Consider the following 26,457-nt stretch of genomic DNA (forward strand, 5'->3'; position numbering starts at 1 on the left):
TGAAAACAATGAACATGAAAAATATAATCATATTAAGTTTTGTTGCGGCAACTTTGTTCTTTACAAGTTGTACAGACTTTCTTACTGAAGAACCTGTAATGTCGCAGAGTACGGAACTTACACTTGCTACTTATCAAGGGTTGAATGATGCTACCTTTGGTGCCTACGCCCCGCTGGTTTCAGCAAACTGGTATGGCGCATCGTTTGTACTCGATGCAGAAATGCGTAGTGGTAATGGTTTCCGTGATGTGGACCTTAATTCTGGACGTTACACTATATCTTACAACCTGAATTATACTTCTACCAGTACCCCTGCTTTATGGGGAACTGCCTATTATGTGATTTCTGCAGTCAATAATGTATTGGCAAATCTGGATGACAAGGCCGGTGTAGATGGCGTTACAGAGCAGGATGTTAACAATCTTAAGGCAGAATGCCAATTCCTGCGTGCTTTGGCACACTTCGATTTGGTGCGTACGTATGGTAAACAATATACTGTTGATAAAACCGCTCTTGGGGTACCTTATCTTTATGTAACTGACCCTGCAGGGAAACCAGCGCGTGACAATGTAGAAACTGTATATAACAATATAGTGAAAGACCTGACAGAGGCTGAAAACCTCATCGCTCCTGATTATTCCCGCGAAGGGGTGGCCGATGCCAGAGCGGTAGTTAGTAAATCTGCTGTACAGGCATTACTCTCACGTGTATATCTGTACATGGGCGAATGGCAGAAAGCAGCTAACTATGCTACAACAGTAATTAATGATGAAGAATTTACGATGTGGACAGCCGATGAATATGCGGCAGCTTTTAAAGAAGACATCCGTGAAGGAGGCGAAGTTATTTTTGAAGTATATGGTTTGAAAAGCAATGCTTATGATGGATATTGGGATGCCATTACCTGGGAAACTAATCCTGACGGTTATGCCGACTGTGCTGCCAGCAAAGATCTGATGTCGCTCTATGATGAAGGTGACGTGAGGGGTGAAATGTTTATCAATAACCCTGATAAAGCGCCAACCACTTATTGGACGACCAAGTATGCAGGTAAAGATAAGGGAACTCCGGATGTGAGCAATACCATTGTGCTCCGCCTGAGTGAAATGTACCTGAACAGGGCCGAAGCATTATCGCATGGAGCTACAATATCCGGGGCTACGGCGATGGGAGATATAAATACCATTCGTGAACACCGTGGCGCTACTCCTTACGATAATCCTTCGCAAGTGAATGTAATGTTTGAACGCCGTCTTGAACTGGCATGGGAAGGGCATTACTGGTACGATTTGGCCCGTACAGGTGGTAGCATTACCCGTACGCATTTTAGCGGCTCTTCAATTAACCAGAATGTGCCGGCAGACAGTAAGTACTGGGCTCTGCCAATCAACAAGCGCGAGCTGGATGTGAACGAAAATTTAGTTCAGAATCCTGGATATGACAATTGATAGATTAATGCGTAAAATAGAATAAAGATGAAAAAAATAACAATCTATATTAGCTTTTTAGCGGGCATTGTACTTTTCTTCAGCTCGTGCGAACTAAATGAGACACCAGAATTCGACGATGCCAATGCATTTGTGGCATTCAGTTCTGAAAGCATGATAGTAACAGAAGATGCAGGTACAATGGAAATCCCAGTGCGTCTGACTTCTCTGTCTGGATTATCTTCAGCAGTTTCTTTTGATTTTATTGACAGCACAGCTGTAAAAGGCCGGGATTATAATCTGAAAGGTGGTGCCTCGGTGCTGAATTTTGATGGAAATGAAGCTGTACAAAATATCGAAGTTGATATTGTGAGCCACATTGGGGTATTCACCGGCGACATGAAATTTGGTGTTCGCATAACTAGTCCAGGCAACGTGAATTCCGGTAGTATTGACACAATGTGGGTTACTATTGCCGACATTGACCATCCTCTGGCTTTTATTCTTGGTGAGTTTGATGCAACAGCTACCAGCTATTTTAATGGAAAAGAGGTGTGGACAGTAGCTTTAGCCAAAGATGTTTCAGATGTGAATAAAGTTTGGATAACCAATATGGTTAGTGGTGGGTCAACTGCTACATCGCCCATTTACGGTATGGTAAATGCTGAAAAAACTGAGATCAAGATTCCTGTAGGCCAGGTAACCAGGGAGAGTTCTTCTTATGATGTATTGCTGGAAGGATATTATGGACCTGACGGTGCAACAAAAATTGAAGATGGCGGATCAATAACAGGTTTAATTGATCCTGATGGAACAATTCATATTCAAGATGAATTTGGTAGTCAGGCATTTACCAAAGGTACTACAACTTCAGCTGGTTGGTATAATATCTATCAGGCTGATGGAGTGTTTGTTAAGAAATAATTTGAAAACCGTAATTTAATTTCAAAGAAATGAAAAAATATTTTGTATATATAACAGCTTTTTTAGCGCTAATTGCTACTGGGTGTACCGATTTTGGAGACGAAACCCAGTTGACCCTTCCAGGGGCACCGGCAATTGATATTACCAGCGTTACTCCCGGAGATAAGGGCGATAATGTCACTTTTACTGTAAAACCAGCAGGAACAGCAGGGTACTACTCATGGGTTCTTGTGAAGTCAGAATTGGTGGATAGTACTATTCTCGAAGTTCCTGATCAGGTTTTGAAGTTAGAGGTAAGTGGTGTTGCAAATGGTATTACCGAGTATGCTAAAGCAGCAGAGGCTTCAGTTTCGGTAGAGGGGCTTACACCGTTTACTTTATATCAGGTTTATGCAGTCGCATCAAGTGTTGATGGTGTTAACGGTGTGGTGAAACACGTTCAGTTTCGTACATTGGACGATGGTAGTAAACCTACTCCGCAAAATGTAGCAATTGAAGATACCACAGTTACACTTTCTTTCCATGAACCATTGAATTTGGGGACGGGTAAAGTATATGTTTCCTACTTTGCAAAAAATACTGTTTCTGGTAGTAACCCGTTGATAGTAGAACCTGGTTATGAGGAGTTCAATCAACAGGATATGGAAATACCTGCAGGGGGATTGTCAGTATCAGGAAATGATTTAATTATTCAATTGCCTGGAGCTGCTGCTGGTGCTTACGCCAGTGTTACATATGAGGAAGGCGCTGTTCTTGATCTCGCAGGCAATGGTTGTAGTGCTTTTGTAGGTAAAGCTGATACGCTTGTTAATGGTGTTCCTTCTCGGGGGATTACTGTGCGTGTAGCTACCAAGGCGTGGAATTTGCATAACGAGTTTGAAGAAAGTAACCCCGATTCAGTGGCTACTTTTGCTGTGTGGGGAGACCTAATGATTCCTGCTTTGGCTGACAAAGGTGTTACTGTGGCTAAGAGAATTACAAGTGCAGTACCACTGGTTACATATAATCAACCTGGGAAGAAGGTCATGGTTGATGTTACAACGTGGGGTTTGTCGGGCGGTGTTCCCGTATTTCTGCTACCCGAAGAACCAGCCCGCGGGGCAACAGTAGATCTTTCTGTGCCTGCAGATGCGTTTGAAGATGTGTATGGTAATACAAATACTGAATTAGATATTGTAGGATATTATCTGTATAGTTACGGTTACACTGTTGATGATATTACAGGTACCTACGATGTTGAAGCTGTCAGCTATTGGGATGGACCGTTGACTGAATCGAATATTGTTATTGAGAAAGCTGCTGATTCAGATACTATTTTAATTAAAAATCTTGTTGATTCTGGTTCGGTTGTGAAAGCGGTTTTTGACCCTGTTGGCGGAACCCTTACCCTTGCTGATGAACAAGTGTTGCTGGAAGGTGTAGATTTCGGTGAAAGTGGATTACAAACTATTTTGTTTGTGAATGCAGACGATTCTGCTCCTGTTATCTTTAATGTACCTGCTGCAGGAACAATAACTTCGCCTAGTCAATGGTGGGGATATTATCTTCTTGAGGCTAACGGATGGTATGATGTATATACTGAGTCAACCTGGACACGTACGGTAACAAAGTCGGCTTCCTTGTCAGTAGAGAAAAAATTGAAATCAGTAAAATCGAATGTTAAACCGTATAATGGTCGTACATTCAACAAATAATCGTGAGATTTTTGTAGTTAACTTATAATTAAAAAGGGCGTTCCAATCCGAACGCCCTTTTTAAATCAATGAGACTGTAATTGTAACGTGACGTTACATCTTCTAACAAATCCTACAAGGATGCAAATAAGATCAGTGGTAATATTCCCGTACTTCGTTATGGATTTTAGATTTTAAATAATATTTTCTTTACTATCCCGTTGCTCTTTGTAGATGTAGTTCTTTTATCTGAATTTGATTTATATGATTGATTAATTTGAAAATAATTAGCATATTTGATCGATATTTATATTCCTCCAAAAACAAAAACCATGAAGCAAAAAGTTCTTTTTTTCGTCATTGCCCTGTGCAGTGTTATTGTATCCCAAGCACAGGAAGTCACAACGATGTGGCCATATATTTATCCCGATTTTCAGGAAGGTACGGTTTTCTTTAAAGATCATCAGTCGCTCAGAGCACCACTGAATGTGCATCTGGTCAATAGTACGTTGCACTACTTGGAAAATAACGATATTAAGGAAGCTGCTTCTGACGATATAAAATCAGTACTTATAGGTAAAGATTTATACTATGTATCCAACAATCAGTTGATGCACGTCCTTAGTGGAGACAGTACGGGTTTTATCGCAGAACTTGTTATGGCAGACTTTAGTGCTCTGAAGGAAAGCGGTGGCGCTTACGGCTCGTCTTCAAATGTTCAGGCGACCCGTAAGGTAACCTCCATGGATATTGGTGGCGTAAGTATTGTTAATCATATGGAACTGAAAGAAAAAAAAGATGCCGGTTCCCTTCTCCCGTTAACGCGAAAATATTTTATTGTCATTGCTGGAAAGAGTTATCCTGCAACGCGCAAAGGCATCATGTCGCAATTGGAAAAAGATAAACAAAGTGCGTTTAAGCAATTTGTAAAGCAAAATAAAATTAAATGGAAACAACCAGAGTCGCTGGCGTTGCTACTGGATTTTTTAAAAAACCAATAAGTTCGTATGAGATATTATTCTTTAGCGCTGATTACGCTTTTGTTTTTTGCCTGTACAAACGATGTTTTGTTGCAATATGAAGAAGATACATCGGAATTGGCAGACCAACGTGAACAGCAGGCGGAACAAATATATGAGCAGGGGGTTGTCCGTATTCTGATGTCAGAAGGACTTTCGGTTAAAGTGGAAGCGGCGGTACACAGTGGAAAAAGGCAAACATCTGCCTTACCTTCACAGGATGTTGTTGAGAAAATAAAAATACGCTCCATGAAACGTACTTTCCCTGAAGCCGGACGCTTTGAAGCACGTACCCGGAAGGCAGGGCTGCATTTGTGGTATGATGTGGAGTTTGATACACAGGTGTCGCTAAGGGAAGTCCGGCAGAATTTATCAGCTATCAAGGGAGTAGAAAAGGTAGAATATCGCCCGGTAGTTACATGGTTTCGAGATGACAATATGACTGAGGTTACGAAAGAAATAGCAAACAACGTAACAAAATCAACTGCTGCTGCCACATTATCCTTCAACGATCCTCGACTTCCGGAACAGTGGCATTATCAAAACGATGACGGAAATGCCAGCATTAACCTTTTTGGCGCGTGGGATTACACAACAGGTTCACCTGATGTTGTGGTGGCCGTCATTGACGGAGGTATTGATTATGAACACGAAGATTTGGCTGCCAATATGTGGATTAATGAAATCGAAAAAAACGGAACTTCAGGACTCGATGATGACGGGAATGGATTTAAAGATGATATTTATGGTTATAATTTTGTTTCCGACATTGGGAAACTGGTTCCGCATAATCATGGTACACACGTGGCAGGAACCGTTGCTGCCGTAAACAACAATGGGAAAGGTGTTTGTGGTATTGCTGGTGGAAATGGACAAAGCAATACAGGAGTGCGGCTTATGTCGTGTCAGATTTTTGTGAACGATGACGATCCTTATGCCAACAACAGTGGAAATAAAGGAGCTCCGGCTATTAAATATGCCGCTGACAATGGTGCTGTTATTTGCCAGAACAGTTGGGGATATTCTACACTTACTGAAATCCCTGGGTCCGACAAAGCTGCTATTGATTATTTTATTGAATATGCCGGAATAGATGAAAACGGACGGCAAACCGGCCCAATGCGTGGAGGAATTGTAATATTTGCGGCAGGCAATGAAGATAGAGCTGCAGCAGCACCAGCTAATTACGAAAAAGTAGTAGCTGTTTCGGCTATTGGGAAAGATTATCGAAAAGCAAGCTATTCAAATTATGGAGACTGGGTTGACCTCGCAGCGCCGGGTAATAGCATACTCAGCACTTATGTAGGAGGATACGGTTACATGCAAGGTACTTCCATGGCTTGTCCGCATGTTTCAGGAGTTGCTGCTTTGGTACTTTCACGTTTTAAACGTAGTGGTTACAATGCTGATATGTTGCGGGCTCGGCTCGAGAATAGCGCTGTAAATATTGATAGTTATAATTCAAGTTATGCAGGAAAACTGGGAGGATTGGTAGATGCTGAGGCAGCACTTGCCAGTGGTAGTACCACGCCACCCTCTGGTGTTGGAAATGTAAGCAGTACTGTTCGTTCCAATATCGTTACACTTAGCTGGACGGTGCCCTCTGATCCTGATGATGGAAAGGCTTCGGGATTTAATGTGTATTATCGGAAAACGCCACTTACTGGTATTGATGTAAACAATCCTCCGCAAGATGTGATGATCAGCAGTTTCTCTACAGGCGACCTGAATGCCGGAGATACTTATGAAGCGGAAATAAATGGACTGGATTTTAATACTAAATATTATTTCTCAGTCAATGCCTTCGATTTCTCGGGCAACTTTTCTTCCTTGTCGGCACAGGTAACACAAACTACGCTGTCGAACAATCCACCTGATATTGTTGTAGAAGATAGTGTTAACGTTAGAATGAAAAAGAACGAAACGGTGGTCCTGCGTTTCTTTGGCAGTGATCCTGATGGACATGAAATAATCTGGACTTTACAACCGGTAAGTGATGGCGTTGAACTCGTCGATCTGGGCGACGGAAATGCACAGGTTACCATCACAGGTACAAAAACCGAATCAGGAGTGCATAGTATGGTACTTACGCTGAAAGATAAATATGGCGCATTCGTTTCGCAAGCAATAAATTATGAGGTTTTCCCAAATCACGATCCTAATATTGTAAGTCAGATTGGTAATTTGTACTTTGGTGCAATTGGCCGGCAGCAATCGTTTGATATTGGAGACTATTTCTACGATCAGGATAACGAACTTTTACGCTATACCTTTACCAATACTGCACCCAATGTTGTCAACGTTAATGAGAATAATGGAACCTTATACGTCGTATCCTTGTCTTACGGTTTGTCTCAGGTTACAATCACAGCAACTGATGCTATGGGAAAATCGGCTTCTCAGCAGTTTAGCATTCTAGTGCGTGACGACAACCAGGCTATTGATATATATCCGAATCCTGTAAAAGATTTTGTATGGTTGCGGACTGGTGAAGACCGGCGTGCACAGGTTATAATCTATAGTAATTCCGGAGCAAAAATGTTCGAATCGGAGATGGATATTTCACCCTTTGAACCGGCAAAAATTGATATGTCTGTATTTAGTGGTGGTGTTTATAATGTCCATATAAAATATGACGAAAAAGAAATAAAGAAACAGATAGTCAAGTTATGAGAATACGATTTTTTACAAGCATTCTGTTCTTAACAATTATTGTTACACAATCGTCGGGACAGGCTGTTCCTTTTTTGAACTATGTAGCGGATGCCAGGCCAGCGGCTATGGGTAATGCAGGATACGTTCTGCCGTCGGCTTTTGCCGCACAGCGAAACATTTCTGCTATATTTCAGGATGCGTTACATCCGGTTGGAATCGCGGCATCATACATGCTGTGGCAGCCGCAGAATGCAAACAATAAGCTTGTAAATATTGGTGGTTATTCCGCGTTCAATAATTTTGGTATCGCAGCAGGTATACACTTTAATAATATGCCGGATGTCGAACAAACCGATGATAATGGTTATGTAAGTGGCACCTTTTCTCCTTCGGAATATGCGCTTGAACTTGGGGTTGGCTATAAAATCAATTCAAAATTAGCCGCGGGTGGTGTAGTTCGTTACCTTGGTTCCGATCTGGGTGGTATTAAAAAAGCATCGGCTGTAGCTTTCGATGTATCGTTTTTATACAGTAATAACAGTTTGAGTGCAGGTTTGGGACTCTCTAACCTGGGAACAAAAGCAGATTATGGCAATTCAAAATATAGTTTACCAACACGGGTCAATACAGGTCTTGCCTATCATTATGTTGCAGCAAACAGGCACGTGCTGACAGGTGTTGTAGACGCAAATTATCAAATAGTGTCTGGTAGCACAGGATTAGGTGGCGGTATTGGGGGAGAATATGTATATAATAGTCTGCTGGCTTTGAGGACGGGCTATCATTTTGAAAATGAAAAAATAGGAGCCTCCTATGCGACTGTAGGCTGTGGCCTGCATTTCTCAGGAATTTCCATAGATTTTGCATATATGATTCCGCCAGATAACAACGTAATGAGCCAAACCTTGCTTGTTTCTTTAAAATGGGCAAGATAAGCTTATTCTATAATTATTTTTGATGATAGTTTTCTAATTTCATAAAATACAGCAATGAAGAATATATTTACAATTTTTTTATTTACACTGTTTAGCATAGTAGCAAGCAATATTTATTCTCAGGACTTTATAACCTATACCTTGGATAATGGTTTAACAGTTTATTTATGGCCCGACAAAAATCAGCCGGATGTTACCGGGGTGATTACAGTGCGTGCCGGATCGATTGATGAACCCTCAGAATATACAGGGTTAGCTCACTACATGGAACACGTTTTGTTCAAAGGGACACATAAAATAGGCGCATTGGATTGGGAAAAAGAAAAACCGCACTATGAGAAAATAATTCAGCTATATGATGAGTATGCTGAAGCTTCTGATCCGCTTGTTCGTGCCGATTTAGAGAAAAAAATTAACGAAGAGTCATTGTTGGAGGCGAAGTATGCCAATACCAGTGAATTTTCCAATCTGGTAGAAGGAATGGGAGGAGAAGGTTTAAATGCCGGAACTTCCTATGATATGACAACCTTTTACAACAACTTTCCAACGTTTCAGTTGGAAAAATGGCTCGATTTGTATTCCGAACGTTTAATTAATCCCGTTTTTCGTTCTTTTCAAGCCGAGCTGGAAAATGTGTTTGAAGAGTATAATATGTATCAGGATAATAACAATACGCATATAAGCCAGTTTCTATTCTCCCATTTATACAAAGGACATCCCTATGAGCGGGATATCATTGGGTCGGCTGAGGATTTGAAAAATCCTCGATTGAGTAAAGTTATTGAGTTTTATAACACCTGGTATGTACCGGAAAATATGGCATTAATTTTAGTTGGTAATTTTGATGCAGAGAGTGCCAAGCCATTAATAAAAGCCAAATTTGGCAGGTTGGAAGCGAAAAGTATACCTGAACGCCCTACTTATCAGGATGTCGATTTTTCCGGAAATCCGGATTACAAAGCGAAATTGGGTTATTCTCCTTCTGTGATTTGGGGTTATAAAGGTGTTCCGGTAGGGAACAAGGATGAATTCCTCCTTGACTTTTGTTCAAGTTTGCTTTCCAACTCAATGAATACAGGACTTTTAGATAAAATTACACTTGACGGTGATGTTCAGCTCGCATCTGCTACTGTTGATTCGAGACGTGATCAGGGACGTTTTTTAATTCAGGCCGTACCTTACTATGATGCGAACCAACGGGTATACGATTCAGATAAAGCCACTGAAAAATTAGTTATGGAGCAAGTGAATAAGTTGAAAAATGGTGATATTGACGACTGGCTGATTGAATCGGTGAAAAACAGTGAACTCAGAAATTATGAATTGATGATGGAGAACCCTACCAGTAAAGTAGGAATGCTAAGGATGCTGTATGCTTATAATCTGCCGTTGGATTATTTCTCCCAAACGCCCGCAAGAATAAAGTCTATCACGAAAGCAGATATTCAGAGAATTGCAAAACAATACATTGGAGCAGGGCATATGACCGTTTCTATAGAAGTGGGGACTCCTAAAAAAGACAAGTTAAAAAAACCGGATATTAAACCGATTGTTCAACCCAAGGGAAAAACATCTGCTTATGCAGAATACCTCAAAGCAATTCCTGTGAAGCCTGTGCCAGAAGTTTATAATAACTTTTCTGATGTCGAAGTAGTGAATTTGTATGATAAAGTGAAGCTTTATTGCTCTTCAAATCCTATGAATGATTATTTCTCCATAACGTTGAAATATGGCATAGGCACAAAAAAAATGCCTAAGCTAAAATATGCAACAAATCTGATGAACTCAGCCGGAATTATGCCGGATATGGATGCGCAGTCAGTGCGTCGTGAATTCAGTAAACTGAATGCTACATGTACGTATCGTGTTACAGACGATTATTTCTATATTAATTTGTTGGGACTAGAATCTAATTTAGAGGAAATATGCAAATTAATGACCCGTCAGACCCTGATGCCTAAGCTAGATGAAAAGCAATTAAATCGTGTGGTTGGGAATGAAATATCCAGCCGTCTGATGTTTGAGGCGAAAAGTTCGGATATACTTGGTGATGCTTTGTTGGAGTATGCATTGTATGACCAAAAATCAGATTATATTGATCGCTTGACACTGGAAGAGGTGTATTATATGACGATAAGTGAGCTTACAGGAGAGATAATTCGAGCTACTGACTACGAATTAGATATCCACTATGTTGGGAAACGTCCGGTAGAAGAGGTGACTAAGTTGCTGCAAGCTAACCTACCGCTAAAAGAGGGAGTGAAAGTTAGTGAATCGCCTGTTGTGGAAGACCGTGTTAAATACGACGAACAGACTATTTATTTGCTCCCCAACTCAGATGTACAGCAAGCAAAAATTTATTTTTATATAGATGGTTTCGATTATAGCATTGCTGATGAGGTGGAGATAGAAGCATTTAATCAATATTTTAGCGGAGGATTTAATGGGTTGGTAATGAATGAGATCCGTGAAAATAATTCTATGGCTTATACGGCGGTAGGTTACGTTTCAACGCCTCCTGTCGAGAATAAAAATACCTACTTCATTGGATATGTTGGTACCCAGCCCGACAAAGTTGCCGATGCGGTTGACCTTTACATGTCGTTGCTTGAAGATATGCCTTTACATCCTGAGCGTATTGATAATATTAAAACTTATCTTAAGCAAAGTGCCCTGACAACAAAGCCTACTTTCCGGTTAAAAAGCCAACGTTTTGCCGACTGGGAAAAACTCGGTTATAAGGATGATCCTGCAAAGGTGAATATGGAAAAAATCAACGGACTGACTTTTGAGCAAATTCAAAATTTCTATGAACAAAAAATCAAAGGAAAGCCTGTAACCATTGTTATTATGGGTGATCGCAAACTGATAGATACCAAGAAAATTGAACAGAACCATGGTAAAATTAAGCGGTTAAGTTCAAAAAAATTGTTTAGTATCAATTGATCGGATTATATGTTAATGTGGATATGTGATATTAACTATATGGTGCTGTATATTTGGCAGAGTATTCACCTTAATTAATTTAATAAGGGGGAATTCATAAGTAAAACAAAAATATAAAGGAGCAGATTGGAAAAAGGAACTGATTTGCTCCTTTTTCATTAGCAATTACCGCACTTTATTGTTCACTATATTAACAGGTTTATACTAAATAGACCACCTGCCAATTTATTGAAACATGCAATTTTATTCACACAAAAGGGCTAAATATTAATACTTTAAGCTGTTCAATACATCCTTATTGTTGTAATTAAGTAATCCATCCTGAATTCTTGGATTTCGTCCAACTCTGTTAAATGGTTCTGAGCCAGGTTGAACAGAACTCTTTAGTATTGCGCTTTTTGTTGAAATACCCGTTATAACTTCAATGGCCTTACTAATCATCGGATCATTTATATCTGCTATATCATATGCGTAACTGTCATTAACTAAATAATCAGGAGCTAGTCCGTCGTAAAAGCTTGTAAAGTCATTTGCATTAGAGTACTGAATTACAATGGGTTGCATAGCCCATGTTAAATCCGTACTTGGAACTGTAATAGATGCTACATATTTACCATGGGTTGTATCTCCCACGCAAATAACATCCATATAAGGTCTCAGTCCTGTGATTGTTAATTCACTTGCAGAAGCTGTTCCATTTGTTGTTAAAACATAAACCTTTGATAAATTCAGATTATTTGTAACCGTATCCGTCATATTTATGTAAAGATTATTCGACGAGCCCTGACTTTCAAAATAGCTTTGAAGATCAGAATTCCAGTTAAAATTAACGAGTCTGCTTTTTGAAGTAACGGCTGAAATGGGGGCTATATTACTACACATATAATTTGCTGCTCCAAGATCTCCACCAGGATTGTATCTTAAGTCCAGAATCATATCAGTAATGCCGCCGGTTTTAAAACGATTGAATACACTGTTTAAACTGGAATTAAAATCACTGATAAAACCGACATACATAAGATATCCTATTTTTTTGTCGCCTATGGTATAGATAGTATCTTTTATGACAGGATTTTCAACAATTTGCTCCACAATAATATGTTTTGTATTTGGAAGTTCTACTAATGAATTATCCTGGTACTGAGAGAATGTCAATACCTGGTCGTCGGTATAATATAGCAGATCAAGATAATTGTTGACAGTAATAACCTGAGAGTTTACTTTAGTAATGATATCACCTCTCTTGATTCCAGCTCTAGCCGCTGGTGTGTTGGGGTATACAAATTCTACAATACCAATTACATCAACATGCCTACCATCTTTATAATATAAAGCCAGTGAATAGCCCGTAGCTTTTTCAATGCCTTTAAAACTATTAACAAGATCTTTATAGTTCTCTGTCAAAAAACTCCACTTATCTCTGTCACTGTATAACAATGAATGGAAATAATCAAATGGATCCTGATTTGTTTTAGCATAATCAGGCATCAGATTTCTCCATAAATAATAGAGATCCATGTCTTCCCAAATCCACTTATTAACCGGTGTGTTAACGCCTATAACTGTTGTGTCAATTTCAACAACTTCGCCGTCTCCTGTATTTGTTTTCTTTTCACAGGAGAAAAGTATTAAACTAAATAACACAAAAACTGGAAATAAATATTTCATGATTTAAAAAATTTTGCGCGAACTAAATTACAAAAAAAATGTACTTAACGAAGTTAAATAACGTGAAGCAAAAGTCATGCCTGTTTGTCAGACATTTAAGGATGGTTAAATTTGTCGTTAATAACAAAAAAGTAAGAAATGAAAGACCCTGTCATCTTATTTCAGGATAATTTGAGATATGCCGTTCCGAATTTAATGTTGGGTGATATAGTTTGCTCTGTTACCAACAGTGAATATAATCAGGATTTATGGAATGAAATCCAGGCATATGAGAATGAATTAAGAGAAAAGCTAAAGATTGAAAATGTAAAACATATTCCGACTATCAAGGCAACGCGCGAAGCTTATAAGGCTTGTGGTAAGGATCCCAACCGGTACCGTCCATCCGCCGAGCAGTTGAACCGAAGAATTCTTCAGGGAAAGGTGCTATACCATATTTCTACTTTAGTGGATTTAATAAACCTCGTATCCCTTAAAACCGGTTATTCAATTGGAGGTTTTGATTATGAGTCTGTTGTAGGAGCGTTAAAATATGGTATTGGTCAAGCCAATGAAGAATATGAGGGTATCGGAAGGGGGAAATTAAATATTGAGGGGCTACCGGTATTACGGGATGAGCTTGGGGGAATAGGAACACCCACCAGCGATGAGATGCGTACCAGAATTAAAGGAAGCACCCGGTTATTACTTATGAATATAAATGCATTTGACGGAGATACTGATAGGTTAAACGATGCAATAAACTGGTCCGTTTCTCTTTTAAAAAAATATGTGTCTGCAGAGATTCATTTTTTAACTATAAACCGTTAATCGTTTATAGCTGAGTAAATAACGGTAAACCGTGATACTCACATTTATGGTTTTCCGTGAAAAAAAACACAGAAAAAGGTTGTAAGTTTGAAACATCAAATAACACCAGATACCCTACACTTAAATGTAAGAAAACGCCATCAAATACAGATGGCGTTTTTCACTTTATGCTGTTATACTTAGTTACAGTCCTGATCGTATCCGTCACTATCCCAGCAATGCCAGTCTTCATCCTTGTAGAAGGATGGTGATTTAACCTGACCATCAAATACGGATCGATTCCATTGAATATTAACATCCACAAAATCTGAAATCTGGTCGTTAAAAATATGGATATCATAATAGGCATTGTAGTAATCCTCAGTTCTTCCGTAATGAATATAGGCACCCATATTCTTTTCCGGCACTCTGTAGTCATTTAATTTACGGACAATTGTGAACTGTATGTCACCAACGTCATTGTTTTCGTATTTCCAGTCAATACGCAACATCTTTTCAGGGAATTCATTATTCCGGTTTAAAACCCAATAGCCGCCGCTTCTGTCAGTTGCTGATTTCCCACTGTACCACATGAACTCATCAAAACCATTTATTCCGGTTTTTGTAACATACATTTTCCACTCAACGGAATCTGTCATAACTTCTCCTGTTAATCTTGCGGTATACGCTCCACTAAAACCTTCAACAGTATAGGTCCATTCCCACATTTTTTCACCTGTCTTGACAGGAACATGACTGAAGGCGGTCTTAAATGATGCAACCGGAACGGCAAGATTTACATAAAGAATTGTATTCCAGAACGCAATGTTTATTGCTGCATAACCATGATTTATAATTGTTCCTTCTGCAATTTCTGCTGATTTGGTTGATGTAAATGAACTGAAATCCATTTCCATGCTATTTTCAGGGGGCAGTACCAAAGCATCTTCTTTTTTTGTACAGGATGCTATGAGAATCACTAATGTTAAAAGCAGTGTTAAATTTTTCATAATATGAAATATTTGTCGAAATTAATTTAATCAAAATTAATAAATAATTTACAAATTAGCTAATATTCTGTTAGAAAAGGTTCCCCGTTTATGAAGGTCAAAGTATTTAATTTAGTATCAATGATCTGGTTTTTTTGAGTGGCGCGGGTGCTTATAATAGGAATGTAATGTTCTCCATATCCATGAAACCCTTCATTTGAGTGTGTCTCGGTTAAAAGTTTTTCTGTTTTGCCAATGAACCGTTTCAGGTAATTCAATTTGTTTTCGTCCGATAAATCACGAATGATCTTACTGCGTTCTTCTTTTAAGTTTTCATTAATATGATCCGTCATCCTGTCTGCCCTGGTTCCGGTCCGCCGGCTGTATTTAAATGTGTGGATATGGCTGAATTCAGCCTGATGGGCAATTTTTACGGTTTGTTTAAAGTCTTCGTTTGTTTCGCCCGGAAATCCTACAATGATATCAGTTGTAAAATTAAAATCTGGATACCTGGTTTTAAACGTTTCAATAACATTCATATATGTCTGCACATTATACATTCTTCGCATTCTGAGAAGTACTTTATCTGAACCACTTTGTAAACACAGGTGGAGGTGAGGCATTAACTTTTCGTGTTGAAACAGGTTAGCAAACCGATCAGTAAAACCATCCGGTTCAAGCGACGAAATTCTCAGTCTGAAATCTTCCGGCATATCCAGAATTTTTTCAATCAGATTTTCAAAGGTCTTTCCTTCGTAAAAGTATCTGCCGATATTAACGCCGGTGAGTACAATTTCCTTAAATCCGTTTTCCAGATTATGTCTGATATTGCTTATCACCTGTTCGGGTGCACGGCTGACAGCTCTTCCTCTTACCGTAGGAATAATACAGAAAGTACACATGTTATCGCAGCCATCCTGAATTTTAATCATGCTACGGGTATGGAACATTTGCTTGGCTGAACCATAGGAAAATGAGTCCTGTTTGAGAAACTGTTCAGGAAATATTTCTCCCCTGAAATGGGCATCCAGCAAGTTGGGAATACTGGTCTTATGTTCGTTTTTAACGAGGTAAGAGATGACATCCCTTTCCTTCAGCCTTTCTTCATGGTTATTGACCATACAGCCAGTTACAACCAGAACTGGTTTGTTGTTGCGCTTTCCGGCGCGGTTTATATAATAGCCCGACTTCTGGTCACTCTGTCCTGTTACGGTACATGTGTTAATTACATACGCATCAGCAGCATGATTAAAATCAACTACTTCGTATCCTTTTTCGTTGAATGACGTTGCCAGAGCTTCAGTTTCATACTGGTTTAAACGGCATCCAAGTGTTTTGAATGCTACCTTTTTTTGCATTTTTGTTTGGTTTGATCCGGTTGTATTAACCGGCAATAAGTGCATTAACAAGTTCCCCTTCAATTGAAAATGCTCTTGAAGAGATGACTTTTATAGTTACGATTGATCCGATCAGACCCGGATCATCTTCTTTAATCTGAACGTTTATTTTCCCTTCCGTAAGTCCCGTCATATAACCTTCCTTACGGTGTTTTCCCGTAATTAAAACATCTATGGTTTTTCCTTCCAGTGTGTTGTTGTAAGTTTCACTCACTGTTTTCAGATCTTCAGAGAGCTGATGAAGTCTTTGTTTTTTTGTATCAAGCGGAATATCGTCCTGCCATCTGGAACTTACAGCACCAGGACGCGGCGAATACATAGCGATATAGGCCATGTTGTACTGAAATTCCTTCAGGATTTTACGTGTATTTTCAAACTGTTCGTCTGTTTCGCCTGTGAATCCGACTATTATGTCCGTGAATAAGGTGGCTTCGGGTATTATATTTCTGATTTCATCCACCAGTCTGCGATATTCCTCCACACTGTGTTTCCGGTTCATTTTTATCAAAACTTTATCGTCTCCTGACTGTACCGGTAAGTGTACCTGTTTCGCAAGGCATTTATATTTTGCCATTACATGGAAAACATCTGGTTGCATATCCCGGGGGTGTGGTGACGTAAAGTAGATCCAGAGTTTTTTACCGGATGCATCGCCTATCTGACCAATTTTTTCGAGCAGTTGGGCAAATGAAAGTTCTTCTCCCTTTTTGTCCAGTCCGTATGAATTTACGTTTTGCCCAAGAATCGTGATTGATTTATAATCGTTATCTATTAAATTCTGAATCTCATCCAGAATTTCAGCCGATGGCCTTGAAACTTCCCGCCCACGGGTGTAGGGTACGGCACAAAATGTACAGAATTTGTCACATCCGTTCTGGATCGGTACAAAAGCCTCGTATGAGGATTTATAGTTTGGTTCAATATGCCAGAAACTGGATAAATTATTATTGACCTTAAACGCAAAGTTTGTGTTCAGACTGGCAGGAGTAACAATACCGTATTGTGCAATAATTTCCGGTAGCTTTGGTAGTTCACTCATCTGAAAAACAATATCAAACAAATCAAGAAATTTTTCTTTGTCTAATGGTAGAATACAGCCCGATATAAACGTGATCAGGTTTTTGTTGTTTTTCCATTTATTCCATTTGTGAATTCTGGAATAAACCTTGTCTATGGCTTTTTGCCTGACTGAGCAGGCCAGAATTCCGATAACCTGGGCATCCTCTTCTTTATCCGTCCATTGATAACCCATCTCCTCAAATACAGCAGTGACCCTCTCTCCGTCGGAAAGGTTCATCTGACAACCCAGCGTTTCTAAATGAAATTTCATTTTTTATAAGATAAAAAGACAAAAGATTTAAGAATAAAGACCTCTTTTATGAAATAGGAGGTGTCCCGATTTGCCGGGAGATGTATCAGAAATATACTTCCGTATGAATCTGATCCTGTTTCACACCTTTATCCTTCAGAATATCAAATACATCGTAAATCATATTTGAATTTCCGCATAAAAAATATTCGGATTTTGCGTCCGCTCCATGCCTGCTGAGATAATCGGTTACTCTGCCGTAAAAATCACCTTCAGTTTCACGGGATGTACATTGAATATAGCGGTAAGGATGGTACGCATGTCTGTCGTAAGATTCAAAACTGTACTTTACACCATGCAATACCATATAATCCAGTTTTGGATTGCTTCGAATCAGACTGTGGCAGGGTGAAATGCCTGTACCCGAAGCAATAAATATAATCTTTTTATCGCGTGGTGTTCCGTTGAGTATAAAATGGCCGTAAGGGCCTTCAATTTCTACGTCATCACCTACTTTTAGTTTGTGCAGTTTTTTTGAGACATCTCCTTCCAGAACTTCTTTTATCAATACCTCAAGGTACTCATCCTTTTCTCCACTGTAAATTGAGTATTCTCTTTTCTGTATATCGCCTTTTTTGCCTAAAGCCAGATACTGCCCGGACTGAAATTCAAATCCATTGCGTTCAACTCTTAAAACATAAACAGTATCAGTGAGTTCCCTTACCTCGATTACCTTATGCAAACTTCCTTTGTTCATCTCTTTTTAATTATTATTTAGACTATTTCTAAACATTTGGCAAAAGTAATTGTTCAGACTCATAAATGCAAGCTAAGTAGCATTTTAAACTAGTATAGAAAGTTGAGATGAGCTTAAAAAATGATACGATGCGCCTTCCCCGATGGATGAAGGTGCCCATGCCGAAAGGAACGAATTATTCACAGGTCCGGAACCTTATCAGAGAACACGATTTACATACAATATGCACCAGCGGAAACTGCCCGAATAAGGGGGAGTGTTGGAATGCCGGAACGGCCACTTTTATGATCCTTGGTGATAAATGTACCCGTAACTGCCGCTTTTGTTATGTTGATTTGCAAAAACCGGATGAGGTGGACTGGGCTGAACCCATACGGCTTGCGAAAAGTATTCAGACGCTTCAGTTAAAACATGCGGTTATCACATCAGTGGCCCGGGACGATTTAAAGGATGGCGGTGCCGAGTTTTGGGCTCAGACAATACGGGCTGTAAAACGGCACAATCCCGGTTTAACGATGGAAGTTCTTATTCCCGATTTTGATGCAAAACCGGAGTTGCTGGATGTTGTAATTAAAGAAAAACCTGAAGTCATTTCGCACAACATCGAAACTGTTGAGCGTATTTCTCCAAATATCAGGAGCAAGGCCACGTATGAAAAAAGTCTTCGTGTGCTTCGTTATATCGCAGGTTCCGGTCTGATTGCCAAATCCGGTCTTATGCTTGGTTTAAGTGAAACGGAAGATGAGGTAATACAGGCATTGCGGGATTTAAAAGAGGTAGGTGTGAAGGTTGTCACCATTGGGCAGTATTTACCGCCGTCGGAACGTAATACTAAACTGGTGGAATACGTAACACCTGAAGTATTTAAACACTATGAGGAAGTAGGGCTTGCGATAGGTTTCAGACATGTAGAGAGCGGTCCCCTTGTCCGGTCATCCTATCACGCTGAAAAGCACGTATTATAATTTCTAAAAACTGTATTTGAACCGGATGTTAAAGAGGTGACCTATGTTACCGAATTCATCGTCGGATGATCCGTTAAATATCTGACCGACAAACGAGAAATCTACATTTTGAGCCATATTCCAGCTGATAGTGGGGCTTAGGAAGAATGAACCGTCTATCGGATTAACCATTCCGGCCAGATCCGCATTTACAATTGGTGAAAGCGGGTAGCTAATCTGACCAAACAGGGACCATCTTGCAAATGACAATGTTTTAGGTGAAAGATCTGTGTTTAGTAAATAATTTATATCTCCAAAATTTCCGGTTCTGCCTTTGGAATTATAAAGTACGGCAGCATGAAGGTACAAACTGTTGGAAAACATGTAGTCCAGGCTGACTGACCCCACAAACTGTTGAGCAGCCGAGCCTGTGGAATCAGGATTATAAAAGAAGGTTCCTTCACCACGAAAGCCCGCACCTTTAATGTCACCTGACCACCCGCCACCGGCTACAAGATCCTGTCGCATCTTACCGCTGAGTATCTGAAAATCATAATTTAAGGCATTGAACCGGTATAATCCGGCCATAGACATCTTGTCAAAATTTTCTTCCAACTGATACACCAGTTCGAGTGATGACGCGTAACCCGTGTAGTACTGAACCCGGACTGCATCAATGCCGGGTCGTTCTTCGTAATCAAAATCAAAAAACGAAAAGGCATTAAAGATATCGTTAGGATTCCATACCAGGTTCACGCCCCAGTTGATGCGTTGCCTTCCGATTGTTACCTGCCATTTCCCTTTTGAATAATCCAGGTAAAGCCTGTCCAGAGTTGTATTCAAAATGAAATCAGGAGACTGGTCAGCAACATTCCATGACATGTTGAAATACCCATTATCGGCTTTCATAATATCTGCATAATTGAAGGCTGATCCAAGGTTTAAAGCGTCGCCAAGCTTCAGAAAATCGCCCCATGTAAGGCGGTTGCGCATGCCTACATGAAATGTCAGATTATCGGTGGCATAATAATTAAAATTTAACCGGTTATGGATCAGATTGTTGGAGATTAAAGGAATGTCTTTGGCTTTCCATAAGGTCTGCATGTCCTTCAGATAACCATCTACCGTAAACTTCTGCGCTTTTACAATGCTGAAAGGAACAGATAAAAGCATCAGTAAATAAATAATACGGGCGAACCGGTATTTGAATTCTAATTTCACAAAGTGGTTATGTTTTACTTTTCAATATATTCACCGGCCATATCCATCACACACATATGTCCATAATACGGATGTGGGCCGTATGCAATGCCGATGGCTGAAAATACGCTGTTCAAAAGATTTTTACGGTGTCCTCTTCCTGGAACTCCATCGTCAATGAGTAATGAGAGCACAATCCAGCGTGCTGAATTGTTGCCGTAGTCCACATTCTCTGCAGCTGTTTTTTTCCACTCGCCGTAACGTTTCATGCGTTCAAACGGGTTTGATCCGTCGCCGCCTGTATGGCCAACTTTCCCTGATCTGCCCTGATCGCGCATCAAATCCTGTGACGATCGGGTCAGCCCTTTTGATGCGTGTAATATTCCAACAGGATCAGCCTCATTAAGAGCGTCCACGCAATCGAGTAACGCTGATTTACCTTCGGCAGTAATTACCGGTACCTGTCCCGGATACCTGAAATACAGACCTTCGTAAAACTGTAATAAAGGTTTGATATAAATCTCTGCATATTTCTCAGGATTCGTTCTTACCATGTTGATTTCCAGGATCACTTCTTTTTCCAACTCCGACAGGTATTTCACATCTTTTGCTGTGTTCAGCTTTTCAATGTCCCAGGTTGCCCTGGAGTTTACCTGTGCAAAAAATGAATCGGAAGGCATTAAAATTGACATCATAATGATTAGGTTTTTAATAATTATACTTCTACTTTTTTTCATCGCTTACAATTTTCCCATCGTCTAATACGATGACGCGCCGGGCTTTATCAACCACACGCTGGTCGTGTGTACTGAATATAAACGTTATTTTTTCGTCTTTATTTAGTTTTTCCATGATTTCAAGTAAATTTCTTGTGGACTCCGAATCGAGATTAGCTGTTGGTTCGTCGGCCAGAACAAATTTCGGTTTTGATGCCAAAGCTCTGGCAACGGCTACACGTTGTTGCTGTCCGCCGGACAATTTGTTGGGACGGCTGTCAAGACGGTCTCCCAGGCCAACGGCACCAAGCAGTTCCTGCACTCTCTTGTCACGTTCTTCCTTTGGTTTCTTCTGCAGGTGCATCACAAACTCTGTATTTTCTTTTGCGGTCAGAACCGGGATAAGATTGTATGCCTGAAATACAAAACCTATATTGTGCAATCTGAAATCCACCATTTGCGAAGGTGACAGTGTGCCGATATCTGTTCCTCCTATATTGATATTACCGCTTGTTGGTTGATCTAACCCTCCCAGCATGTTCAAAAAAGTTGTTTTGCCGGAACCGGATGGTCCTACGATTGCAGTAAATTCACCTTCTTCAATTACAAGATCAACACCTCTTACAGCATGAACCTTGATTTCTGAATCGTTGTATATTTTTTCGAGTTTCTTTACTTCAATTACTTTCATGATCCGTATATTAAGGTGTTACATATCAATTCTTAAGGCATCTGCCGGTTTTAACTTTAATGCTTTTCTTGCAGGCATAATAGACGACAGGATAGCTGTCAGGATCACCATAAGTGTGATGCCGAAGAAAAAATGCCATTCTATGCCCGGATAAATGACGGATGCCCAACCCATAGCTTCCATACCTTCTCCAACACTGCTGAGGTTGATACCGGTTCTACCGGTAATGTAAATGATGACTGCTCCCAGGATCATTCCAATAATGGCACCAACCAGTGTAAGGAAAATGGTTTCGAGCATGATCATGCTAAAGACTTTTTTCTTATTCATTCCGATCGCTAAAAGCATTCCAAGTTCTTTCAGTCGCTCAAGAATGGCCATTAGCATAGTGTTGATGATTCCAAAGGCCAGGGCAAAAAGGATAAATCCCATGATGATGTAATAGTAAAAATTCATGTATTGCGATAACATACCCGCATCGGGTGCCAGTTCTTTCCAGTCGAGAATGCTTAGATCGCTGAATTTATCCTGTAATTCACTCTTGAATTTCTTTAAGTCGTTACCGCTATTCAATATAACGGCTGTCTCATGAAAAACGTTACCGTTAAAACCTGCTAAATTTGCCAGATCGTCGTAAAGTACATACGCATTCATCTGATCGAACATGGTATTTGTGGTTTTGTAAATACCGCACACCCGAAATGCCTGGTACACCATTTGACCATCCTTGCCCGTAAAAGTGAACACAATTTTGGTTCTCAGCCTGTAATGTCGGGATGTTTCTGTGATGATCCTTCCGTAATTGTTCTGATCCTTTTTGCTTAGAATTTCTTCGAGTTTGCTCTGAAACAGTTTTTTTGTATTGAACCGTGTGCCTTTTATCTCTTCAAGTGTTGTGAGTGCATCCTGTGGCACTTCCAGTTTTTTCAGACTGTCCAGTACTTCATCGGTCACCATGTAAGTTTTGATCCGGAGTTGTTCTGCTGTTTTATCACTGATTACAACCCTGTTTTTCTCTCCCGCCTGCAGGAAGGTGCCTCCGTCAGGTTGAATTTTTTTATAGATATCTGATACGGCTTCTTCATCCTTCAGGTGAATGCCCTGGAGTTTTAATCCTGTATTTCCGAGGGATGTGGAGGCCATTGCCATGACCTTAAGCCGGTTGGAAAACGCTTTAACTTCATCGGAATTTTTTAAGAACTGAACCAGTTTTTCAGGTTGAGGAACCGTGTATTTTAGCTCTTCATTGATCAGATAATTTTTATTGTGGATCTGAATGTGTGATACTTCCGTAAAAATGGCTGACTCAATACGTTGATCCACCCAGCCTTTCATCAGGCCTGCGGTAAAAACACCGGCTATAGTTCCAATGGTTACGGCTATGATTACCACCAGGCTTCTACGCTTACTGCGCCATACATTTTTCCAGGCTATTGACCAAATCATTGTTCTGTATTTAGTTTCTGAGTGCTTTAATTGTATTTAGTTTTAGAATGCTCCTTACCGGAAACCAGCAGGCCAGTGCTACCATCACAACAATGATGATGCCTTGTTTGTAAAAGTAACTGCTGAACCATTCCATTGGCATTACAGGATCCCATCCCATATCCTCAAGCATTTTGGCCATATCACCTCCAAGTTGAATGGGATGGTAATACCCGAAAAGTATGACCGGAACGCTCGCCAGCATACCCGAGGCAGCTCCAATAAATCCCAGTAAGGTCATTTCGATCGCAAGTATCCAGGCAAGTTTGGACCGTCTCATGCCTATGGCAACCAGCATGCCGAACTCCCTTTTGCGTTCAGCCACCATCATGAGCACTGTTCCGAAAATGCCAAAAAACACAATGGCATATAATATGCCCAGCATAATCTGACCACTCACATTATCACCTTCAATTTGTTGTTTGATAACCGGAATGAGTTCTTCCCAGTTTTTAACCACATAATTTTTACTGCCTATGACATCCTGAATCTTTTGTTGTGTCTCATCCATTTTGTCCGGATCTTTCAGGTTAATTGCCAGTGAGGTGATGTTGCCCTGCATGCCCAGAAAGATATTGGCTTCCTTCAGTGTCATGTAAATCAGTTTATTATCCAGATCCGGAGACGGTATGCTAACAATTCCCCGTACAGGGTAAATGCCAGCAGCACTTACACCATGGTAACCCTGTCCTAACAATACAACGGTATCGCCTACAGCAGCTTTCAGGTATCTGGAAAGACGATCAGACAGCAATACTCCGTTATCTTCTTCAGTGAGATAGTTAGACTTGAAAGCTGTTGCTTTGGTGATGATGTCAAGATATTTTTTAATTTCTTCTTTTGACAGCTGAAGATCAAGCTCTATTCTGGCAGTTGTGGAATAGGAGTAGTTTTTAAATTTTTCAATATTCTTTTTGATGTTGTCAGGCAGCTGATCTGATTTGGATAATTGATCTACAGCTTCAGGAGTAAAGCGGTAATGGATCAGCTTGTGTTTGGGATTGGACAGCTGCAGTTCTTTTTCGGGTGAAATGCCAATCAACATTATTCCTTTGGATTGTGTGCCGTTGGAAGCTAATGCGAAGGATTCAATGCGGGGAACGGTAGCCTGTACATTATCTATGTTGTTGATTTCATTTTCGAGGTTTTCGGTGTACTTAAAAGAATGGTTTATGTTGGGATCATTATAATATTCAGGCTGTTGTATCTGAAGGTAACCTGAGAAGGACTCAATGCTCTGTTTTATCATATGTCCATATGTTCCGAGCTGAAAAGAGCGCATTACAATGGCAATGAAAATTGCAAAAAAGATAGAGGTTGCTGTTATCAGCGTCCGTCTTCTGTTACGCCACAAATTTCGCCATGCAAGTTTTATAATATCATTCATATTGAATGTTTTTTATTTATCTGATCCGTTTCATATTTTGCTGTGAGAAGAAGTTATCCTGGATCGGAATGTTAAACGTTATCTTCAGAATTTCAACAACTGTTTTCTGATTGTCTTTGTCCTCGGGAATAATTTCAAGTCGTGTTGGTATGATGCGGCCATCCATTTCCTTGATGTTGTAGGCCAATTGAGTTCTTACAAGGTAATTGTCCTCATCGAAATATTCTGTTTTCATTTGCAGAAAATCCTTTTTTGATATCCACTGAAGAACTTTTCCCCATACGACGGCTGCATCAGGATTCGGGATCATCTCTATTTTGTAGCACGAATGGCCGTCAATATCTTCTTCGCCGATAATTTTGTGGGAATAATCTACGACAATGGATGATTCTTTTAGTATATCGTCATTGGTGTAATCAGAACCCATCCATCCCTGCGACATCATGGAAGGTGGTAGTTTGATTAATCTGCTGATTTTAGGATTCCAGCTCCACATTTCGTTGCCTTTTTTCATAAACGATTGCCCCTTTTCCTGGGCAGGAGCAGTAATGTAGGTCAGTGAATTTTTCGTTCCCTCTGTCCAGCTTTTAAATTCTATGGTTCGTTCATACGTAGGCCGCTGGATGGTCATTTTCATTTCAATGTAACTCGATTTTTCACCTTCCATTTTATCGTTGGCCTTTTTTACAATGGCTTTGGCATCCTGGGCAGATGTGTTAGCCAGGGATATTACTAACAGTGAAATAACTGAAACTAAGTATTTCATGATACTGGTTTTTTGCAATATTTCTGAATAATTTCTTCTACAATTTCATCTATAGGAAACATAGTGGGATTTAATACATAATTAAAGGTGACGCCATCCAGTAATGATCCAAACATTACAGCTTCTACCTGTGGATGTTTGAAACCCATATTTTGGAAATATTTCATCAGGCTGTGCATAAAAGTGACGATCATTTCTTTCATTTTAACCTGTAGTTTGTCAATGACATCCGGTTGAACGCTGACCTGGAAATATAACTTCCAGAAATTTGTATTGGTCTTGATCCTGTTGAATATTTCCCGGATGAAGTATTCCATTTCATGTATTTCAAGCTCGCCATCCTTGTTCAGATCATAGATTTCAATAATCTCATCAAATCCGTACGATAAAATACTTTCAAGCAGATCATCCTTGCTTTCAAAATAATTGTAAAGCAGCCCTTTTGATATTCCCGCCTTTTTTGCAATCATGCTGATGCTTGTGTTAGCATATCCCTTGTCAGCAAACAAGCTGAGAGCGGCTTCAGAAATCAGTTTGATTTTTTCTGTACGTATTTCTTTGAATTGATCAGGTGTTCTTGGCGACATTTTTTTTGACTGAACGGTTGGTCAAAATTAAAAACAAATTTTTAATTAGGCAATAAAAGCAGTGATTTTTTTATTTTTTAAAAGAGTAATTATAATTGGTTGTGGTTGTATGCAGTTGCAGAAAGTTTTAAAGAATAGGAGCTTAATTGTATGAATTCGGACTATATGGCATTGATATTTGAGATACAATGCC

The 26,457-nt window shown here is 39.8% G+C and carries 21 protein-coding genes; 9 read left to right on the forward strand and 12 right to left on the reverse strand.

Translation table 11 applies throughout. The features are described from left to right. Positions 1-14 precede the first annotated feature (14 nt). From ACE01N_RS12245 to ACE01N_RS12275, 7 genes are all read left to right on the forward strand, one after another. Positions 15-1,448 carry a RagB/SusD family nutrient uptake outer membrane protein gene (locus ACE01N_RS12245; protein WP_380589180.1) on the forward strand — a complete coding sequence of 478 codons (1,434 nt, stop codon included), beginning with the start codon at positions 15-17 and terminating at the stop codon, positions 1,446-1,448. A gap of 27 nt (positions 1,449-1,475) precedes the next feature. Beyond that, a complete protein-coding gene (locus ACE01N_RS12250) occupies positions 1,476-2,351 on the forward strand; it encodes a Calx-beta domain-containing protein (protein WP_380589183.1) in 876 nt (291 codons plus the stop codon). 29 nt (positions 2,352-2,380) lie between these two features. Next, positions 2,381-4,045 (forward strand): hypothetical protein, encoded by a 1,665-nt coding sequence (locus tag ACE01N_RS12255; RefSeq protein WP_380589186.1) that lies wholly within the window; start codon positions 2,381-2,383, stop codon positions 4,043-4,045. A gap of 311 nt (positions 4,046-4,356) precedes the next feature. Then, positions 4,357-5,025 carry a hypothetical protein gene (locus ACE01N_RS12260; RefSeq protein ID WP_380589189.1) on the forward strand — a complete coding sequence of 223 codons (669 nt, stop codon included), beginning with the start codon at positions 4,357-4,359 and terminating at the stop codon, positions 5,023-5,025. 6 nt (positions 5,026-5,031) lie between these two features. Then, positions 5,032-7,716 (forward strand): S8 family serine peptidase, encoded by a 2,685-nt coding sequence (locus ACE01N_RS12265; protein ID WP_380589192.1) that lies wholly within the window; start codon positions 5,032-5,034, stop codon positions 7,714-7,716. After that, positions 7,713-8,633: a PorV/PorQ family protein gene (locus ACE01N_RS12270; protein WP_380589195.1), complete on the forward strand. Its 921-nt coding sequence runs from the start codon at positions 7,713-7,715 to the stop codon at positions 8,631-8,633. The genes ACE01N_RS12265 and ACE01N_RS12270 overlap by 4 nt, the downstream gene beginning before the upstream one ends. A 54-nt stretch (positions 8,634-8,687) precedes the next feature. Then, the gene (locus ACE01N_RS12275) at positions 8,688-11,579 is read left to right on the forward strand and encodes a M16 family metallopeptidase (protein ID WP_380589198.1); all 2,892 of its coding nucleotides are present in this window, start codon (positions 8,688-8,690) and stop codon (positions 11,577-11,579) included. Between the two features lie 267 nt (positions 11,580-11,846). Here the strand turns inward: ACE01N_RS12275 and ACE01N_RS12280 are convergent, their stop codons facing one another. Next, entirely contained in the window at positions 11,847-13,247 is a 1,401-nt protein-coding gene (locus tag ACE01N_RS12280) for a S41 family peptidase (protein WP_380589201.1), read from the reverse strand. A gap of 138 nt (positions 13,248-13,385) precedes the next feature. On the opposite strand from ACE01N_RS12280, the gene ACE01N_RS12285 reads away from it, so the two are divergent. Next, positions 13,386-14,057 carry a B3/B4 domain-containing protein gene (locus ACE01N_RS12285; RefSeq protein ID WP_380589204.1) on the forward strand — a complete coding sequence of 224 codons (672 nt, stop codon included), beginning with the start codon at positions 13,386-13,388 and terminating at the stop codon, positions 14,055-14,057. Positions 14,058-14,236: 179 nt separating this feature from the next. Here the strand turns inward: ACE01N_RS12285 and ACE01N_RS12290 are convergent, their stop codons facing one another. The 4 genes from ACE01N_RS12290 to ACE01N_RS12305 all read right to left on the reverse strand — a co-directional run bounded on the left by ACE01N_RS12290 (position 14,237) and on the right by ACE01N_RS12305 (position 18,488). Then, positions 14,237-15,046 (reverse strand): hypothetical protein, encoded by an 810-nt coding sequence (locus ACE01N_RS12290; RefSeq protein ID WP_380589207.1) that lies wholly within the window; start codon positions 15,044-15,046, stop codon positions 14,237-14,239. A 59-nt stretch (positions 15,047-15,105) separates the two neighbouring features. Then, complete coding sequence (mtaB, locus tag ACE01N_RS12295; RefSeq protein WP_380589210.1) at positions 15,106-16,383, reverse strand: tRNA (N(6)-L-threonylcarbamoyladenosine(37)-C(2))-methylthiotransferase MtaB; 1,278 nt, start codon at positions 16,381-16,383, stop codon at positions 15,106-15,108. Positions 16,384-16,408: 25 nt separating this feature from the next. Next, complete coding sequence (gene miaB / locus ACE01N_RS12300) at positions 16,409-17,752, reverse strand: tRNA (N6-isopentenyl adenosine(37)-C2)-methylthiotransferase MiaB (RefSeq protein ID WP_380589213.1); 1,344 nt, start codon at positions 17,750-17,752, stop codon at positions 16,409-16,411. Between the two features lie 85 nt (positions 17,753-17,837). Then, positions 17,838-18,488: an FAD-binding oxidoreductase gene (locus ACE01N_RS12305; protein ID WP_375728059.1), complete on the reverse strand. Its 651-nt coding sequence runs from the start codon at positions 18,486-18,488 to the stop codon at positions 17,838-17,840. A gap of 107 nt (positions 18,489-18,595) precedes the next feature. Here ACE01N_RS12305 and lipA point away from each other — a divergent pair, with 107 nt between their 5' ends. Then, positions 18,596-19,453 carry a lipoyl synthase gene (lipA, locus tag ACE01N_RS12310; RefSeq protein WP_380589217.1) on the forward strand — a complete coding sequence of 286 codons (858 nt, stop codon included), beginning with the start codon at positions 18,596-18,598 and terminating at the stop codon, positions 19,451-19,453. Between the two features lie 3 nt (positions 19,454-19,456). On the opposite strand, the gene ACE01N_RS12315 is transcribed toward lipA, so the two are convergent. From ACE01N_RS12315 to ACE01N_RS12345, 7 genes are read right to left on the reverse strand one after another with little or no spacing between them, the layout of a single operon-like run. Next, positions 19,457-20,653 (reverse strand): hypothetical protein, encoded by a 1,197-nt coding sequence (locus tag ACE01N_RS12315; RefSeq protein WP_380589220.1) that lies wholly within the window; start codon positions 20,651-20,653, stop codon positions 19,457-19,459. A 14-nt stretch (positions 20,654-20,667) separates the two neighbouring features. Continuing rightward, entirely contained in the window at positions 20,668-21,327 is a 660-nt protein-coding gene (locus tag ACE01N_RS12320) for a CAP domain-containing protein (RefSeq protein WP_380589223.1), read from the reverse strand. 28 nt (positions 21,328-21,355) lie between these two features. Next, positions 21,356-22,039 (reverse strand): ABC transporter ATP-binding protein, encoded by a 684-nt coding sequence (locus ACE01N_RS12325; protein ID WP_375728063.1) that lies wholly within the window; start codon positions 22,037-22,039, stop codon positions 21,356-21,358. A gap of 18 nt (positions 22,040-22,057) precedes the next feature. After that, positions 22,058-23,485, reverse strand: a complete 1,428-nt coding sequence (locus tag ACE01N_RS12330) for an ABC transporter permease (RefSeq protein ID WP_380589227.1) — start codon at positions 23,483-23,485, stop codon at positions 22,058-22,060. Positions 23,486-23,495: 10 nt separating this feature from the next. Further along, entirely contained in the window at positions 23,496-24,911 is a 1,416-nt protein-coding gene (locus ACE01N_RS12335; RefSeq protein WP_380589230.1) for an ABC transporter permease, read from the reverse strand. Between the two features lie 16 nt (positions 24,912-24,927). Next, positions 24,928-25,677, reverse strand: coding sequence for an outer membrane lipoprotein-sorting protein (locus tag ACE01N_RS12340; protein WP_375728066.1), 750 nt, complete (start codon positions 25,675-25,677; stop codon positions 24,928-24,930). Continuing rightward, a complete protein-coding gene (locus ACE01N_RS12345; protein WP_380589233.1) occupies positions 25,674-26,264 on the reverse strand; it encodes a TetR/AcrR family transcriptional regulator in 591 nt (196 codons plus the stop codon). Before ACE01N_RS12345 ends, ACE01N_RS12340 begins: the two co-directional genes overlap by 4 nt. Positions 26,265-26,457 lie beyond the last annotated feature (193 nt).

Origin of the sequence: Quyinboa ferrireducens, from assembly GCF_042436675.1 — a bacterium.
Classification (GTDB): Bacteria; Bacteroidota; Bacteroidia; order Bacteroidales; family UBA5342; genus JBHJHP01.

Excerpts from the sequence above, each read along its gene's own strand:
- ACE01N_RS12245 (WP_380589180.1), top strand. The coding sequence starts at position 15 with ATGAAAAATATAATCATATTAAGTTTTGTTGCGGCAACTTTGTTCTTT.
- ACE01N_RS12250 (WP_380589183.1), top strand. The coding sequence starts at position 1,476 with ATGAAAAAAATAACAATCTATATTAGCTTTTTAGCGGGCATTGTACTT.
- ACE01N_RS12255 (WP_380589186.1), top strand. The coding sequence starts at position 2,381 with ATGAAAAAATATTTTGTATATATAACAGCTTTTTTAGCGCTAATTGCT.
- ACE01N_RS12260 (WP_380589189.1), top strand. The coding sequence starts at position 4,357 with ATGAAGCAAAAAGTTCTTTTTTTCGTCATTGCCCTGTGCAGTGTTATT.
- ACE01N_RS12265 (WP_380589192.1), top strand. The coding sequence starts at position 5,032 with ATGAGATATTATTCTTTAGCGCTGATTACGCTTTTGTTTTTTGCCTGT.
- ACE01N_RS12270 (WP_380589195.1), top strand. The coding sequence starts at position 7,713 with ATGAGAATACGATTTTTTACAAGCATTCTGTTCTTAACAATTATTGTT.
- ACE01N_RS12275 (WP_380589198.1), top strand. The coding sequence starts at position 8,688 with ATGAAGAATATATTTACAATTTTTTTATTTACACTGTTTAGCATAGTA.
- ACE01N_RS12280 (WP_380589201.1), bottom strand. The coding sequence starts at position 13,247 with ATGAAATATTTATTTCCAGTTTTTGTGTTATTTAGTTTAATACTTTTC.
- ACE01N_RS12285 (WP_380589204.1), top strand. The coding sequence starts at position 13,386 with ATGAAAGACCCTGTCATCTTATTTCAGGATAATTTGAGATATGCCGTT.
- ACE01N_RS12290 (WP_380589207.1), bottom strand. The coding sequence starts at position 15,046 with ATGAAAAATTTAACACTGCTTTTAACATTAGTGATTCTCATAGCATCC.
- mtaB (WP_380589210.1), bottom strand. The coding sequence starts at position 16,383 with ATGCAAAAAAAGGTAGCATTCAAAACACTTGGATGCCGTTTAAACCAG.
- miaB (WP_380589213.1), bottom strand. The coding sequence starts at position 17,752 with ATGAAATTTCATTTAGAAACGCTGGGTTGTCAGATGAACCTTTCCGAC.
- ACE01N_RS12305 (WP_375728059.1), bottom strand. The coding sequence starts at position 18,488 with ATGAACAAAGGAAGTTTGCATAAGGTAATCGAGGTAAGGGAACTCACT.
- lipA (WP_380589217.1), top strand. The coding sequence starts at position 18,596 with ATGAGCTTAAAAAATGATACGATGCGCCTTCCCCGATGGATGAAGGTG.
- ACE01N_RS12320 (WP_380589223.1), bottom strand. The coding sequence starts at position 21,327 with ATGATGTCAATTTTAATGCCTTCCGATTCATTTTTTGCACAGGTAAAC.
- ACE01N_RS12325 (WP_375728063.1), bottom strand. The coding sequence starts at position 22,039 with ATGAAAGTAATTGAAGTAAAGAAACTCGAAAAAATATACAACGATTCA.
- ACE01N_RS12330 (WP_380589227.1), bottom strand. The coding sequence starts at position 23,485 with ATGATTTGGTCAATAGCCTGGAAAAATGTATGGCGCAGTAAGCGTAGA.
- ACE01N_RS12335 (WP_380589230.1), bottom strand. The coding sequence starts at position 24,911 with ATGAATGATATTATAAAACTTGCATGGCGAAATTTGTGGCGTAACAGA.
- ACE01N_RS12340 (WP_375728066.1), bottom strand. The coding sequence starts at position 25,677 with ATGAAATACTTAGTTTCAGTTATTTCACTGTTAGTAATATCCCTGGCT.
- ACE01N_RS12345 (WP_380589233.1), bottom strand. The coding sequence starts at position 26,264 with ATGTCGCCAAGAACACCTGATCAATTCAAAGAAATACGTACAGAAAAA.